The following is a 17,277-nucleotide window of genomic DNA, read 5'->3' on the forward strand; positions in this document are numbered from 1 at the left end:
GCCCCGCCCCCGGCCCCTCGACTCCCACGGGCGTCTCGGCCGGCTCCCACGCAAGGTCGTAGAGCCAGGTGTCGATGCCGCCGGCCTCCTGCGGCAACACCACGTCGCGGGTGACACGGCGGGATTTGAGCCCCACCGCCTCCGCCGCCACCGCGCCCTGCGCGTCGAACAGGCGGAGCGTGGAGACATGGTCGGCGACGCCTTCCCCTTCCCCGCCCTGCAGGCGGGAATGGCTGAAGATGTCGCCCGGCACGACGCCGCGCACGGTGAGGCGGTCGAGGCTCACCGGCAGATAGGTGTCGCGGTCGTCCATGGCGCCGAAGGCGGCGCCCAGCGCCTGGAAGCAGGCATCCATCAGCGCCGGATGCAGGCGGTAGGCCTCGCTCCCGTCCCGCGCCGCGTCGGGCAGCACGATATGGGCCAGCGTTTCCCCCTCCCCGGCGGAAAGCGCAGCGATGCCGCGGAAGGCCGGGCCGTAGGCGAGCCCGCGCTTGAGGTAGTTTTCATAGACCGAAGCCACCGGCACCGGCGCGTCGCAGCGGCTGCGGGCCGCGTCCAGTGTCTCGTCATCGGCGGGCAGGTCGGTATCGTCCGCCGCCGGTTTCACGGTGCCGGAACAGTGGAGCGTCCACTCGTCCCCCGCCGCGGCGCCGCTGAAGATCTCGAAAGAATAGGTCTTCGCCGAAACGGGCACGAACACCGCCTGCACGATGCGCTCGCCCGCATCCGGCAGGGTCATCACCTGCTTGAAGGCAATGTCCTCCAGCGTCAGCTCGTCGGTGGCGAACAGGTGGGCGCCGCCGGCCAGCGCCATCTCCAGATAGCCGGTGGCCGGCAGCACCACCGCATCGAACACCCGGTGGTCGGTGAGGAAGGCGGGATCGGCGGCATTCAGCGCCGCCTCGAACCGCACCTCGCGGGTGCCGGCCTGCCGCAGCCGCTGGCCCAGCAGCGGATGGTCGGCCCCGGTGGCGACGCCGCGCACCTTGCCGCCCGCAGCGCCCCCGGCGCGGGGCGCCGCCCAGAAGCTGCGGCGCTGGAAGGCATAGCCCGGCAACCGCACCCGGCGGCGCGTATAGTCCGCGTCGAAGCCGGCCCAGTCGATCTCGACGCCGGCCACATGGAGCCGGCCGAGGCTGTCGAGCAGGGTGCGCCAGTCGGTGCCGGGCCGGCGCAGGCTCGCCAGCCACTGCCGCCCGTCCGCGTCCGGCGCCCCATCCAGCGTCTCGCGGCCCAGCGCGCACAACACCGGACGCGGCCCGATCTCCACGAACAGGCTGATGCCCCGCGCGGCGGCGGCGCTGATGCCGTCGAGGAAGCGCACCGGCGCCAGCACGTGGCGGCACCAATAGTCGGCGCTCGCCAGCGCCGTGGTCTCCAGCCGGCCGGTGAGGTTGGAGAGGATGGGGATGTCCGGCGCGCCATAGGCGACGCTCTCCGCCAGAGCGCGGAACGCCGCCATCATGGGCTGCATGAGGGGGGAGTGGAACGCGTGGGACGTGGTGAGCGCCCGCGCCTTCACGCCCTTGGCCTCGAAGCCGGCGGCGATGGCTTCCACCGCGCCCCGGCGGCCGGAAATCACCGTGCTGCGCGGGGCGTTGACGGCGGCGATGGAGACCTCGGAGGCATAAGGCGCCACCGCCGCCGCCACCTCGGCCTCGGCGGCGAAGAGGGTCATCATCACCCCGTCGCGGGGCAGCGCCTGCATCAGGCGGCCGCGCGCGGTGATGAGCTTCAGCCCCTCGTCCAGCGTGAACACGCCGGCGAGCGTCGCGGCGGCATATTCGCCGACGCTGTGGCCCAGCATCACCGAAGGCTTCACGCCCCATGCGCGCCACAGGTCCCCCAGCGCATAGCCCAGGCTGAACAGGGCCGGCTGGGTATAGATGGTCTCGTCGATGAGCCCTTCATCGCCGGTTGCCGGGAACAGCACGCTGAGCAGCGGCCGGTCCATGAGCGGGCGAAGGATGGCGTCGCATCGATCCAGCGTGCGGCGGAAGCGCGGCGAGGCCTCATACAGCGCGCGGCCCATGCCGGCATATTGGGAGCCCTGTCCGGAGAACAGGAACGCCACCTCGGGCGCCGCCCCCGCCGCCTCGCCGGAGATGTCCGGCGCGCCGCCATCGGCGAAGGCAGCGAGTTGCGCGGCCAGTTCCTCCGCCGCGCGCGCCGTCACCGCCAGACGATGCGGAAAATGCCGCCGTGCGGTGGCGGCGGTGAAAGCGATATCGCCCAATTGCCCGTCGCCTGCCTCCGCCACGGCCCCGGCATAGGATCGCGCCAGATCGCGCAGGGCGGCCGCGCTGCGGGCGGAGAGGACGAGGAGATGCTCCGGCCGCTCCACCTGCCGCTCCACCGCCGGCGATGACGGAGCCTGCTCCAGCACCATGTGCACATTGGTGCCGCCCATGCCGAAGGAATTCACCCCGGCGCGGCGGGGATGACTTTCCACCGGCCATGGCGTCAGCTGGTCCACCACCCGGAACGGGGTGGCGGGGAAGTCGATCTCGGGATTGGGAGTCTCGAAATTCAGGCTCGGCGGGATCACCCCGTGCTTCACCGCCAGCGCCGCCTTGATGAGGCCGGTGATGCCCGCCGCCGATTCCAGATGCCCCACATTGGTCTTCACCGAGCCGATGCCGCACTTGTCGGCGCGCCTCGCCCCGGAGCCATAGGCGCGGGTGAGCGCCCGCACCTCGATGGGGTCGCCGAGCGGCGTGCCGGTGCCGTGGGCCTCCACATAGGAGATGGTGTCCGGCGAAACGCCGGCCTGCGCCAGCGCGGTGGCGATGACGCGGGCCTGCCCGTCCACGCTGGGGGCGGAGAAGCCCACCTTGTGGTCGCCGTCATTGTTGACGCCCCAGCCGCGGATCACGGCGTGGATGGGATCGCCATCGGCCACCGCATCCTCCAGCCGCTTCAGCGCCACCACGCCCACGCCGCTGCCGAAGATGGTGCCCCGCGCCCTGGCGTCGAACGCCCGGCAATGGCCGTCCGGCGACAGGATGCTGCCGTCCTCGAACAGATAGCCGCTTTTCAGCGGCAGCTTCACCGTGACCCCGCCCGCCAGCGCCACGTCCGCCTGCAGGTTGAGCAGGCTGTCGCAGGCCATGGCGACGGCGGTCAGCGACGTGGAGCAGGCGGTCTGCACGCTTACGCTCGGGCCCCTGAGGCCCAGCTTGTAGGAGACGCGGGTGGCGAGATAGTCCTTGTCGTTGCCCAGCACGGTCTCCAGGCTGCCCACGGAGCCGATCTCGGCGCGCAGGTGCAGCAGGCCGTAGGTGGAGAAGCTGGCGCCGCCGAACACCGCGATCTCGCCGGCAAAGCGCTCGGGCACGATGCCGGCGTCTTCCAGCGCCAGCCACGCATGCTCCAGAAACAGGCGCTGCTGCGGATCCATCAGCTCCGCCTCGCGCGGGCTGATGCCAAAGAAGGCGGCGTCGAACTGGTCGATGGCGTCGAGATAGGAGCCGGCCTTCACATAATTGGGCTGGCGCAACACGGCGGCGGGAATGCCGGCTTCCAGAAGCTCGTCATCGGTGAAGCGGGTGATGCACTCGCGGCCTTCCACCAGCGCGCGCCAGAAGGCGGCGATGTCGCCGCTGCCGGGAAACCGCCCGCTCATGCCGATGATGGCGATGCCGTCCAGAGCTGGGGTGACGGGCGCGTTGCTCATGATGCCGCTTCCGCTTCTGTCGATGTGCCGCCGGTGCGCCGGCGGGCGAGCCGTCTCGCCCGGTCCTGCTTCGCGCGTTCCACACGCGCGACGATATCGTCGGTCTCCAGCTCCGCCGCGCCGCCGTCGAGAAACAGGGCGAGGCGGCGGATGGAGGGGTTCTGGAACAGGTCCACCAGCGGGAAGGTGCGCTCCAGCTGCTCCTGCAGCCGGCGGTGGATCTGCACCAGATGCACCGAATTGGCGCCGAGGTCGAAGAAGTTGCTGTCGAGCCCCAGCGCCGGCAGTTGCAAAACCGCCTCCACCACTTGCGCGATGGTCTTCTCCACGTCGGTGGAGGGCGCCGCGCCCGCATCCGCCACGGGCAGGAGGGCGTCGGGGGATGGGAGGGCGTCGCGGTCCACCTTGCCGTTGGCGCTGAGCGGCAGGGCATCCAGCAGGACGAAGCTCGTCGGCAGCATGTAGTCGGGCAGCTTGCGGCGCAGGTAGGCGCGCAACTCGTCCACGGGGCTCGCCTGCTGCGGCACCTCCTCGGGGGACCAGCGCGCCAGCTGGGCCTCGGTGATGGCCCCGCCGGCGAAGCTGTGCAGCACCACGTCCGCCTCATCGAGCCCCAGCAGCGCGCGCGCTGGCCCCTCGGCAAGGAAGCCCAGCGGGCACAGGCCAAGCTTCTGCTCAGGCGCGGCGGACGAAAGCAGCTGGCCCATGTAGCCCGCCTCCAGCAGGCAGAAGTCGCGCCACAGCGGGCCATACATGGGCTCCACCGCCGCCCGCCGCCCCACCAGCACGATGGAGAAGGCTGAGGCCTCCACCAAGGGCCGGTTGGGGCCGGGATAAAGGGGCGTCATCTCCGCCCCCGGCCCCACCGCGACGAGGCGATGGCTGCTCGGGTCATAATAATAGGCCCCGGACGAAAGGCCGGCGACGCGGCCGGGCTTTACCACCACATAGGCCTGCACCGGATAGAGGCTGCCGGCCGAGGGATAGCGGAACTTGGGCAGGGGGGCGCCCTCCATGGGCAGCTCCTGCAGCGCGCCCAAGAGCGCGCCGAGGCGCTCCATGGTGACGGTCTCGCCCTCGAAATGGCGGAAGCTCTGGCGCGCCAGCCACGCCGCGCGGCGCGCCGCATCGAAGGTGCCTCCGGGTAGCGCCACGGTCTGCGCATCCGCCTCCGCCGGGCGCAGGCCGTGGCGGTCGAGCTTGAAGGCCACCCGCGCCATGGGATCGGCAAGCACGTTGTCCGTGCTCAGGTCCCCGCCCGGCTCCTCTTCGGCCTCTGGCCGGGGCTTGAGCACCACATAGGCCACCAGCCGGCGATGACCGAGGGTATCCGCCGGCGCCGCCGCCACCGCATGCTCCACGCGCGGATGCTGCGCCAGAACGGCCTCGATCTCGCCCAGCTCGATGCGGTGGCCGTTGACCTTGATCTGGGTGTCGCGCCGACCGAGGAACTCGATGTTTCCATCGGGCAGGACGCGCCCGTAGTCGCCGGTGCGGTACAGCCGCTCGCCGGTGCGGGGATGGCGGATGAAGGCGGCGCGCGTCTTCTCCTCGTCCTTCCAGTAGCCGTCCGCAAGGCCGGTGCCGCCGATGTAGAGCTCGCCGGGCACGAAGTCCGGGGTGGGCTCCAGCTGGGCGTTCAGGATGTGAGCGGTCTGGTTGGCGAACGGCTTGCCGTAGGGAATGGAGCGCCACGCCGGGTCCACCGCGCCGATGGGATAGACCACCGCATTGATGGAGGTTTCCGTCGCCCCGCCCTGGCCGTGGAGCGCGATGGCGGGATTAAAGGTGCGGATGCGATCGGGCAGGGACACCGGGATCCAGTCGCCGCTCATGACCACGCAGCGCAGGGACGCCGGCCACAGGTCGGGGCGCGGCTCCAGCGCCTCCACCATCATCTGCATCAGCACCGGCACCGACTGCCACACCGTGACATTGTGGCGGCGGGCAAGGTCGGCCCAGTGCTCGGGATCGCGCAGCCGGTCCGCGTCCGGCAGCACGATGGCACCGCCGGCGGAGAGCGGGCAGAAGATGTCGAACACCGAGAGGTCGAAGCCCAGCGCCGAGAGGCCCAGCGTGCGGTCGCGCGGGGTGAAGCCGTAGCGGCGGGTGAAATCGGCGATGGAATTGGCGATGGCCTGCTGGCTGATCATCACCCCCTTCGGCACCCCGGTGGAGCCGGAGGTGAAGAGCACATAGGCCAGATCATCGAGGGAGGATGGGGCCGGATCAGCGCCGTCGCCGGGGGCGCCATCCAAAAGGTCCACGGCGATGCGCGCGATGCCGTCGGGCCAGTCCAGCGCCCCGTCCACGACGGACTGGGTGAGGGCGGTGGTGACCTCGCAATGGGTCAAGAGATAGGCCCGGCGCTCGCCCGGCAGGTCGGGATCCACCGGCAGATAGGCCGCCCCCGCCATGAGGATGCCGAGCACGGCGGCGACCTGCTCCCAGTCCTTGCGCATCACCACGGCGACAAGCGCGCCCGGCCCGTTACCCCGCGCCCGCAGCAGGCGGGCGATCTCGGCGGCGCGCCGGTGCAATTCGCCATAGGTCACGGCGCGGCGGCTGGTGAGGATGGCCACGGCTTCGGGATGGGCGGCGGCATGGTCGCGGAAGGCGTCTTCCAGCCGGCGCGGCGGGAACTCCTCATGGGTCCGGTTGACGGCGGCGCGGCGGGCGATCTGGGCGGCGGGGGCAAGGCTGCCCTGCCCTTCGCTCCAGGCGCTGTCGCAGGTGGCGAGGCGTTCCACCAGATCGCAGTGGGCGGTGGCGAAATCGTCCAGCAGGCCGGGCGGGAAGATGGCCTCCACCGCATCCCAGTTCAGCACCAGCGCGCCGTTCCACTCCATCACCTGATGGTCGAGCCAGACCTGCGGGGTCTGCGACACGCTCTCCACCACCTCGCCGAAACGCTGGGCCTTCTGGCCGGCGGGATCGATGTCGAGGGCGCTGGTGAACACCACCGGCATCAGCGCCGAGACTCCGCTGCGGCGGCGCTGCGCCAGCGCGCGCAGCACGTCGATGCCGCTGATGGTGCGATGCTCCAGGTCGTCCCACAGCCGGGCCTGCAGCGCCCGCGCCCGCTCGATGAACGAGGCCGGCTCGCTGTGGTCCGCCTCCAGCAAAGTGAGGGTGGTGAAGTCGCCCATAAGGCCGGTCACGTCGGGGTGCAGCGGCAGGCGGTTGAAGGTGGTGAGGTTCAAGGTGAAGCGCGGGCTGGCGCTCCAATTGCCCAGCGCCTGCGCATAGGCGGCGATCAGCACCAGCGAGGGAGTCAATCCCGCCGTCGCGGCGCGCTCCTTCAGCGCCTGCCACAGGGCGGGGGAGAGCCGGCGGGTGCGGCGCACGAAATGGGGCTTGTCCAGCGCGGCCGCCGCCGCCCGGTCCACCGGCAGCTCCGGCGCCGGCGGCAGGGTGTCCAGCCGGTCGAACCAGTAGCGCTGCGCGGCCTGGTAGAGGGCGCCCTGGTGCAGGCCGCGCTCGGCCAGCACATAGTCGCGGAAGCCGATGGAAAGCGGCGGGCGGGTGTCACCGTCCGCCTCGTAACTCCGGCGCCATTCGTCGAACAGCAGGAACAGGCTGGCGGCGTCCGCAATCAGCGCATCCACGCCCACATGCAGGCGCACCTTGCCGCCGTCCATGAGGGTGGCGCGGATCTGGAACAGGGGCCAGCGATCGGCAGGCAGGGTCTGCCCGCTCATGGCCGCGCGCACCGCTTCGAGATGATGCTCCACCGCGTCGGCGGGGCGGCCGCGCAGGTCCTCGAAGGCGATGGGATAATAAGGCACCTGCGCCAGCACCTGCTGGCGGTCCTCGCTGAGGATGACAGCGCGCAGCATGTCGTGGCGCTTCACCAGCCGGTTCCACGCCGCCTCGATCCGCGGCAGCTCCCAGCCAACCTGCTCCAGCTCCAGATAGATCTGGGTCGCCGCCTGCCCCAGCTCGAAGGTGGCGGTGCGCCCCATCCAATAGGCTTCCTGGATGGGGGTGAGCGGGAACGGCTCATGCCATGCCGCCGGGTCGGGCGTCAGCTGCGGCAGGCCGGTGACGGCGTCCGCGCCGCCCTCCGCTTGCGGCTCGGCGTCGATGCGCGCGGCAAGCCGCGCCACCGTGGGCGCCTCGAACAAGGCGCGTAGGGGCAGGGCCACGTCGAAGCGGGTGCGCAGCTGCGCCATCAGCAGGGTCGCCAGCAGCGAATGCCCGCCGATGCGGAAGAAATCATCGTTTATGCCCACGGCCTCGCGCTGCAGCACCTCGGCCCACAGGTTGGCGAGGCGCCGCTCGGTCTCGGTGCGCGGAGCGGCGGCTTCCGGCGCGGCGGGGGCGACGGGCGCGGGCAGCGCGCGCGTGTCAAGCTTGCCGTTGGGGGTGAGCGGCAGCGCATCGAGGAACACGATGTCGGCCGGCACCATGTAGTCCGGCAGGCGGCCGGCGAGGGCAGCGCGCATCCCTTCGGCATCCAGCACGGGACGAATGGCGGCGCGGGGCGGGCGGGAGCCGGGGCGCGAGCCGCGATGGGCGTAGAGATAGTAATTGGTCTTGGCGCTCTCCTCCAGCCGCCAGTCCTGCTCCACGCTCACGGTGAAGCCCTGCGCCTTGAGCAGGGCCAGCACCGCCTCGAGCCGCCCGTCCATGTCGTGCAGTTCCAGCGCCACCTGGCGGATCTTCGGCCAGTCTTCGGCGCGGATGCCGGCGAGGACCTCAGCCTCGCTCTTCTCCACATTTATCTTCAGGAGGTCGATCTGCTCCACCCCCTCCCGCGCCATGACATCGGAGAGGGTGTCCAGCGCCACCTCGAGGGTGCGGCTAGAGAGGCGATCCTCCAGCAATTCCTCCAGCAAAGCGGGGGCGAAGCCCGCCCCGCCCTCGCCCTCGTGCTTGCGCACGAAGGAGCGCACCACGTCCGCATCCGCCGCCCTGTCGGCATGCAGCCCGGAGAGGAAGGAGAAGCCGGGATAGAAGGTGAAGGCGGCGCGGCCCGGCGCGGCGGCGAGCCCCGTGTTGTGGAGGGTGGCGGCGACGCCATAAAGCGCCGCATTGGCCCGCGCCAGCGCGCAGACGGTGGGGTTGGGCTCGAAGGCATGCACCCGCACATCCGGCGCGGCGAGATGGGCGGCGAGGGTGAACAGGCCGATATTGGCCCCCACGTCGAATACCGTGTCGCCGGCGCGCAGTTCCACCCCGTGGCGGAAATAGGCTTCCAGCTCAAACATTTCCTCATAGAGGAAGTCGGTCTCGTTGCGGTTGAGATGCGCCACCGCAAGGCCGTTGGGCAGCACATGGCGCGGCGCGCCGTTCACCAGCGGCGCGCGGGCGGGATCGGCCACCACATAGGCCACGAGCCGCTGCGTCGCGCCCGCCCCGTGGAGCACCACGGCGGCATCGCGCACGCCCTCCACCGCCTTCAGCGCGGCGGCGATCTCCCCCGGCTCGATGCGATAGCCGCGCAGCTTCACCTGCGCGTCGGCCCGCCCGAGGAAGGCGAGGCTGCCATCGGCCCGGCGACGCACGAGGTCGCCGGTGCGATAGACCGGCCCGTCGTCGAACGGCAGCGCAACAAAGCGCCGGGCGGTCAGCTCCGGATCGCCCAGATAGCCCCGCGCCACCCCGGCGCCGCCGATGTACAGCTCCCCCGCCACGCCCTGCGGCACGGGCCGGCCGGCATCGTCCAGCACATAGGTGCGCACGTTCGCCAACGCCCGGCCCATGTGGGGCGCCGGGCCGGCGATCTCGGTGGCGGTGGCATCGACGGTGCATTCCGTCGGTCCGTAGAGGTTGAAGAAGCGCACGCCGGACGGCGCCGCAAGCTGCGCCCACAAGGCCCCGTCGATGGGCTCGCCGCCCACCAGCACCGCCCTGGGCCGCGGGTGGCCGGGCGCCAGCAGGCCCTCGGCCAGCAGCATGGAGAGATGGCTGGGCGTCACGTCCAGCACGTTGATGGCATGGGCGCGCAGATAGGCGACCAGCGCCACCGGGTCCTCCCGCGCGGCATCGGGGATCACGTCCAGCGTGTGGCCGGCGAGCAGCTGGATGATCTGCTTGACCGAGGTGTCGAACACCACCGGCCCGTTCATCGCCACCCGCAGCGGCCCGTCGCCGAGGCCGGCATGGACGCTGGCCTTGAGCGCGTGGAACAGGTTCACCACCGCGCCGTGGGGCACCACCACCCCGCGCGGGCGCCCGGTGGAGCCGGACGTGTAGAGGATATAGGCCGGGTCATCCGGCCCCACCGCCACGTCCGGCGCCACGTCCGGCGCCATAGAAGGCTCATCGGCAATGGCGGGGTCGCACAGGGTTATCCCCGCCAACTCCCCCTCCGCCGCCGCACGCGCCACCGCGATGCGGGCGCCGCTCTGGGCGAGGATCTCCGCCTGACGCGCCAGAGGCCAACGGGGATCCAGCGGCACATAGGCCGCACCGGCCTTCAGGATGCCGAGCAGGCCGACGATCAGTTCAACCGAGCGCTCCAGCCGCAGCGCCACCGCCAGCCCCGGCCCGGCGCCGAGCCTCACGAGGCGATGGGCCAGCCGGTTGGCGGCGGCATCCAGCGCGCCATAGGTGAGGCTGTCCGCCCCGCAGGTCACGGCGATGGCCTCCGGCTGGCGCGCGGCCACGGCGGCGAAGAGGGGATGCAGCCGCCGCTCTGCGCCGATCTCCAGCGCAGGCCCGAGGCCGGCGGCCAGCGCCGCCCGCGCTTCCTCATCCGACATGAGGGCGAGGTCGGCCACCGCCGCGTCGGGACGGGCGACGATATCGGAGAGCAGCGCCTGGAACTGCCGCGCCATGGCCGCAACGCTCGCGCGGTCGAACAGGTCGGCTGAATATTCGAAGGTCCCCACCAGCTCGGCGCCGTCATCCTTGATGGAGAGGCCGAGATCGAACTTGCTGGTGCCGGGGTCCACGTCGAGATAGTCGACCGCGAGCCCCTGCGGCGCGATGCCCGCCGGCAGCTTCTGCACGTCGAACATGAGCGCCGTCAGCGGCACCGGGCCGAGATCGCGCTCCCGGCGCAGATGCTCCACCAGCCGCTCGTGGGGATAAAGCTGGTGCGCCCGCGCGCCGGTCGCCACATCGCGCACGGCGCCGAGCGCAGCGCGGAACGTCGCCTGCCCGTCCAGCTTCAGGCGCAGCACCAGCGTGTTGATGAACAAGCCCACCGCGCTTTCCAGCTCCGGCAGGTCGCGGGTGGTGCTGGGCACGGCGAGGAGCACGTCGTCGGTGCCGCCGTGACGCGACAAGAGCACGCCATAGGCCGCCGCCAGCGTCGCGAACACCGTGGTCTCGCAGCTCTGGGCCAGCGCGCGCAGCGCCGCGCTCAAGCCCGCATCGCAGCGAAACACCACGCGCCCACCCGCCGTGCCGCGCAGGGCCGGGCGCGGCCGGTCCAGCGGCAGAGCGGGGGGCGGCGGCGCATCGGCCAGCGTCCGCGTCCAGTAGTCGCGCTCGGTGTCCAGTGCGCCGCTCGCAAAGCGCGAGCGCTCCCACACCGCATAATCGGCATATTGCACCTGCGGCGCGGGGGCCTGCGCCCGCGCGCCGCGCTGGCAGGCGTCGTAGGCGGCGAAGATCTCGCGGAACAGGCCGGCGGCGGACCAGCCATCGAGCACGATGTGGTGGACCACGAACACCAGCACCTGCTCATCCGTCCCCAGTTCCAGCGCACACAGCCGCAGCAGCGGCGGCGCGGCGAGGGCGAACGGGCGGCGGATGGCCTCGCGGATCGCGTCTTCCACCGCATCCGCGCCCATCCCCGCAAGATCGCGCCGCTCCAGCGGCAGCGGCGCGGGCGGGGCGATCACCTGCTCCGCCGTGCCCCCGGCCGGGACGATGCCGGTGCGCAGGATCTCGTGCCGGACGATCAGGTCGTCGAGGGCCTCGCCGATGAAGTCGAGCCGGAGCGGGCCGCGCACGCGCAGCACCACCGCCTCGTTATAAGCCGGGCTCGAAGGGTCGATCTGGTGCTCGAACCACAGCCGCTCCTGCGCGAACGACAGGGGAAAGCCCCGCCCGTCGCGCGGCTGCGGCGGGATGCGTGGCGCGGCCGGGGCCTGCGCCCGCTGCCCGAGCCGGCGCGCCAGCAATTCGCGCTGCTGGGGGGACAATTGGGCGAGGCGCTCTTCGATATTCATGGGTCAGGCCACCTTCTGCCCGGACGCGAGCAGCGCCTCGACTTCCGCTTCCGGCAGGTCCTCGATCTCGTCCAGCAGCGCCTTGAGGCGATCGTCGGCGGCCAGTTCCCCGTCCAGCCAGTCGGCCAGGCGCGCCACCGAGCCGGTGAACAGGTCCACGATGCTGGGCGTCAGGTCGAACTGGCGCTTGATGCGGTTGCGGATTTCCACCGCCATGATGGAATCCATGCCCAGCGTGGTCAGCGCCCGCCGGTGGTCCAGCTTTTCCGCATCGAAGCGCAGCACGGCGGCGACGATGCCGCCGAGGCGCGCGCGCAGTTCCGTCCTGCGCTCGGCCGGCGCCATCAGCAGCAGGTCGGCGATCTCCCCGGCGGTGGAAGAGGTGTCAGAAGCGGCCGCCGCCTGAAGCAGCTCGAGCCGCGCCGAGGCCGGCACCTGCGCCCAGTCGGCATTCAGCACCAGCGCCTGGGTTTCACCACGAGCCATAAGGTGGTCGAGGGCCGCCATGCCCTCTTCCGGCGCGATGGGCTCGACGCCCGACAGCCCGGCCCGCTCCGCAAGGCCGAGGCGCGCGAACAGGCCGATGTCCGCCCACGGCCCCCAGTTGATGGCAGTGGCCGGCAGGCCGGCGGCGCGCCGGTGCCACGCCAGCGCATCCTCGAAGGCGTTGGCGGCGCCATAGCCGGCCTGCCCCACCTGCCCCAGCACCGAGGAGGCGGAGGAGAACAGCACGAAATGATCGAGCGGCAGGTTCGCCGTCTGCCGGTGGAGCGCGAGGGCGCCGGCCACCTTGGGCCGCAGCACGGCGGCGATGTCCTCGCCGGTCATGCGCAGCAGGAGGGCGTCGCGGATCACGCCCGCCGCATGCACCACGCCGCGGATGGGCGGGTGCGCCTCGGCCCCATAGGCAGCGAGGAAGGCGGCGAGGCGCGTCTCGTCCGCCACGTCGAACGCCTCCACCCGCACGGATGCACCCAGCGCCTCCAGCCCCAGCACGGCGGCGACGCGCTGGCCCGCCTCGCTTTCGAGTGGTAGCTCGGCCCAGTCCGCGCGCGGCGGCAGAGGCGTGCGGCCGATGAGGATCAGCCGCCGGGCGCCCCGCGCCACCAGGAAGCGCGCCGTCTCAAGCCCGAGGCCGGTGAGGCCGCCGGTGACGAGATAGCTCGCATCCGGCCGCAGCAGGACCGGCCCGGCCGCAACCGCCGGCTTGGGGAGGCGGGCAAGGCGCCCCACCAGCCGCCGGCCGGCGCGCAGGGCGATCTCCCGGTCGTCGTTAAGGTCCAGCATCTCGTCTGCCGCCGCAGCGCATGACCCTTCGGCATCGAGGTCGATCTGCGCCCCCCAGATTTCCGCATGCTCCATGCCCACCACCCGGCCGAAACCCCACAGCGGCGCCGCCACCAGATCGGGAGCCGGGTCCGCCCCATCGCTGGCGACCGCCCCGCGCGTGACGATGAACAGCCGCGCCCGCGCCGCCCCTTCCGCCAGCGCCTTCACGGCGGGAAGGGCGCGCAGCGCCACCGCCTCGAACACGGCGTCTGGCACATCCGTGGCGCCCGCCCCGGCCTCCAGCAGCACCACGCCGCGCAAGGTGGCGCCGGCGGCTGCGATCCCGGCCGCAAGGTCAGCCCCGGGCGCGAGCAAATGCACCTCCCCGCCGCGCTCACGCAGCGCCGCGGCGAGGCTGTCGGCAACGGCGCCCGGCGCCCCTGAAAGCAGCCACAGGCCGGCGGCATTGCCCGGCGCGGGGCGGGGCGCGCGCGGGCGTTCGTGCCACTCCAGATGATAGAGGCTGTCGCGCAGGGACGCGCTGGCCCGCGGCCGCATCTCGTCCACCCGGCGCAAGGCAAGGCCGGTGACGCGCGCCACCACCGTACCGTCCGCGTCGCTCAGGGTGAGGTCGGCGGCAAGGCGCGGCGCGCCGGGCACCGCATCGGCCGCGAGCCGCGCATGGACGAAGACCCGCGCCGGCACGGCCGCAAGCTGCGCCAGCGTGCCCACCCCCTGCGGCAGGTAGACCGGCCGCGCGCCGGCCCCGTCGGTCCCGATGGCAGCCACCACCTGGAACGCCCCGTCCAGCAGGGCGGGATGAAGGCCGAAGGCGGTGTCGGACAGGCCCTCCGGCAGCGCCACTTCCGCCCACGCCTGCGTGGCGTCGGCATGCAGCGCCCGCACACCCCGGAAGGCCGGGCCGTAGTCGAGGCCCCCGGCGGCGAACTGGCCGTAGAAGCTGGCGAGATCGACGGCCGCGGCGCCTTCATCCATCGCCGGCGCGGGCCCGGCCGGCGCCTCAGAAGCAGACTTCCGCACGCCGATGCGGGCGTGCAGCGTCCAGTCATCCTCGCCCTGAAGCGGGCGGCTCAGCACCGCCACCTGCGCCCCATCCCCGCCGGTGCGGGTCAGCGTCACCTGCAGGCGGCGCGCCTCGCCCTCGGGCAACAGCAGCATCTTCTCGAAGCGGGCATCCTCCAGCACCAGTCCCTGCCCCGGCATCGCCTCTCGCGCCGCCGCCAGCGCCATCTCCAGATAGGCCGCGCCGGGCAAGACGGGCACGCCGGAGAGGGCATGGTCGCGCAGCCACGGCAGGCTCGAAATGTCGATCTCCCCGTCCCAGAAGTGCGCGCCGCCCTGCGCCGCCGCGAAAGGGGCGCCGAGCAAAGGATGGCTGCCCGCCTTGCGCGCGCCGGCCGAACCGCCGGTGGTGGCGGCGATCTGGTCCACCCAGAAATGCGCGCGCTGCCAGGGATAGGCCGGTAGGGACACGCAGCGCCCCGCGGGCAGCACGCGGCGCCAGTCCACGGCAAAACCGTTGGCCCACAGGTTGCCGAGCGCGGTGGCGAGATCCAGGGCGCCGTCCCCGTCCCGCGTCAGCGTCCCCAGAGCAACGCCGTCGGCGCCCACATGCGGGAGGATCTGGCGCAACGCCCCCACCAGCACCGGATGGGGGCTGATTTCGAGGAACAGATGCGCCCGCTCGCGGGAAAGCTTCGCCACCGCATCGGCCACGCGGAACGGGTCGCGCAGGTTGCGGCTCCAATAGGCGGCATCCAGATTCGGGCCGGGCTCGTCGCTCACCGTCACAGTGGAGAGAAAGCGCAGCTGCGCCGGCCGGGGCGCGATCGCCGCGAGGGCTGATTCCAGCGCCGGGCTCAGGCTGTCCATGGCCGGGCTGTGGGCCGGCACGTCCACATTCTCCAGCAGCCGGGCAAAGATGCCCGCCGCCTCCAGCTCCGCCAGATAGGCCCTGAGCGCATCGCCATCGCCGGCAATGAGGGTGGAGGCGAAGCTGGTGACGCCGGCCACGGCGAGCCTGTCGGCCTGCGGCGCCAGCGCGGCTTCCACCTCCGCCGCCGGCAGGCCCACCACGGCGGTGGCGCCCACCCCGCGCTTGGTGCGCAGCAGCCGGCTGCGGGCAAGGATGACCCGCGCCGCATCCTCCAGCGAGAGGATGCCGGCGGCGAACGCGGCGGGGATCTCGCCCATGCTCTGGCCGAGCACCACGTCCGGCACCACGCCAAGCTCCCGCCACAAAGCGACGAGGCCGGCCTGCATGGCGAAGATGGCCGGCTGCACCACGTCGATGTCGTCGAGGCGCGAGGCGTCCGGTGCCGCGTTCAGCTCCTCAATCAGCGACCAGCCGGCCTCGGCGCGCACCAGCGCATCCAGCCGGTCGATCACCGCGCGGAAGGCGGGCGCGGTGGCATAGAGGTCGCGGCCCATGCCCAGCCAGTGGGAGCCCTGCCCCGAGAAGACGAAGGCCAGCGGCATGCCTGCCTCGCCGTCCAGCGCGGCGCCGGTGGCCACATGGCGCACGTCCTCACCCGCGAGATGGGCCTCCAGCCGGGCGGCCATCTCCTCCCGGCTGGTGCCGGCCACCGCGAGGCGAAAGGCGTGGGGGGTCCGGCGCAGGGCGGCGGTGGCGCAGATGTCGGCAAGCCCCGGCGCATCCGGCGCACGCAGGAAGGCCACATAGGCCCGGGCCAGCGCCGTGAGCGCATCCGGCGATTTCGCCGACAGGGGCAGCACATAAGCCGTCGCGGCTTCGGCGGACGCGGAGACGGCGGGCGGGGCGATGGCGGGCGGGGCCTCCTCCAGCACCACATGCACATTGGCCCCGCCGAACGAGAAGGCGCTCACCCCGGCGACGATGGGTTCCTCCGGCGCGGGAAACAGCCCGGCGGCGGTGCGCACCTCCAGCGCGAAGGGAGCCTCCGACAGGGCCGGATGAGGGGTTTCGAAATGCAGGTTTCCCGGCAGCAGCCGGTGCTTCAGGGCCAGCGCGGTCTTGATGATGCCGGCGATGCCGGCGGCGGATTCGGTGTGGCCGATATTGCTCTTCACCGAGCCCACCACGCAGCCGTGGCCCGGCGCGCGATCGGTGCCCAGCACCTGCGCGAGGGCCTGAAGCTCGATGCGGTCGCCGACGATGGTGCCGGTGCCGTGGGCCTCTACATATTGCACCCGGCCGGGCGCGATGCCGGCCTTGCCATAGGCCTCGCGCAACAGCCTTTCCTGCGCCTGCCCGTTGGGCGCGGCGATGCCGTTGCTGCGCCCGTCATGGTTGACCGCGCTGGCGCGGATCAGGGCATAGATGCGGTCGCCGTCCGCCTCAGCCTGCGACAGCAGCTTCAGCACCACCATGCCGGCGCCTTCCGACCGCGCCATGCCGTCGGAAGCGGCGTCGAAGGTGTGGCAGCGCCCGCGCGGGGAGAGCGCGCCCATGCGCGAGAAGCAGATGTCCGGTGCCGGCACCAGATTCACCGCCACCCCGCCGCACAGGGCCGCCGTCGCCTCGCCGGTGCGCAGGGTCTGGCAGGCGAGGTGCAGCGCCAGCAGCGAGCCCGAGCAGGCGGTGTCCACGGTCAGGCTGGGGCCGTGAAGGTCCAGCACATAGGACAGGCGGTTGGCGATGATGGAATTGGAGGTGCCGGTGCCGGTGGCGGCGCTGACCCAGCGGTCGTCCGCCGTGATCAGCTGGTTGTAATCGTTGGTCAGCGTGCCCACCACCACCGAGGTGAGGGAGCCGGCGAGGCGGTCGGCCGGAATGCCGGCATCCTCCAGCGCCTCCCAGGCGGTTTCCAGCACCAGCCGCTGGCGCGGATCGATGAACGGCGCCTCGCGCGGCGTGATGCCGAAGAAGTCGGCATCGAACCTGTCGAGGTTCGGCAGATAGCCGCCCTCGCGGCTCACCGTCTTGCCGCGCGCCTGGGGATCGGGATTGTAGAGGCTGTCGATGTTCCAGCGGTCCTGCGGCACCGGGCCGAGGGGATCTTCACCCCGAACCAGAAGGTCCCAGAAGGCCGCGAGGTCGGCGGCGCCGGGGAAGCGGCATCCCATGCCGACGATGGCCACCGGCTCGCTCTGGCGGCGCTCCAGCAGGTCCACCCTGGCGCGCAGGTCGCGGATCGCGCACAACGCCCGTTCGGTGGTGGTCGCGGAGCTGCCGGCGGTGCGGTCGGGCATGGATGAGGC

Annotated in this window: 3 protein-coding genes; all 3 read right to left on the reverse strand. The window is 72.1% G+C overall.

All coding sequences use genetic code 11. The features are described from left to right. Nucleotides 1–3,676 (reverse strand): type I polyketide synthase (locus K9U41_RS10075; RefSeq protein ID WP_282640706.1); only part of this gene is annotated, 3,676 nt, incomplete at its 3' end. After that, entirely contained in the window at nucleotides 3,673–11,805 is an 8,133-nt protein-coding gene (locus K9U41_RS10080; protein ID WP_282640707.1) for a non-ribosomal peptide synthetase, read from the reverse strand. The genes K9U41_RS10080 and K9U41_RS10075, both read right to left, overlap by 4 nt. Before the next feature lie 3 nt (nucleotides 11,806–11,808). Next, nucleotides 11,809–17,268 carry a type I polyketide synthase gene (locus K9U41_RS10085; RefSeq protein WP_282640708.1) on the reverse strand — a complete coding sequence of 1,820 codons (5,460 nt, stop codon included), beginning with the start codon at nucleotides 17,266–17,268 and terminating at the stop codon, nucleotides 11,809–11,811. Nucleotides 17,269–17,277 lie beyond the last annotated feature (9 nt).

This window comes from Xanthobacter autotrophicus, from assembly GCF_029991245.1.
GTDB lineage: Bacteria > Pseudomonadota > Alphaproteobacteria > Rhizobiales > Xanthobacteraceae > Xanthobacter > Xanthobacter autotrophicus_C.

Excerpts from the sequence above, each read along its gene's own strand:
- K9U41_RS10080 (WP_282640707.1), bottom strand. The coding sequence starts at position 11,805 with ATGAATATCGAAGAGCGCCTCGCCCAATTGTCCCCCCAGCAGCGCGAA.
- K9U41_RS10085 (WP_282640708.1), bottom strand. The coding sequence starts at position 17,268 with ATGCCCGACCGCACCGCCGGCAGCTCCGCGACCACCACCGAACGGGCG.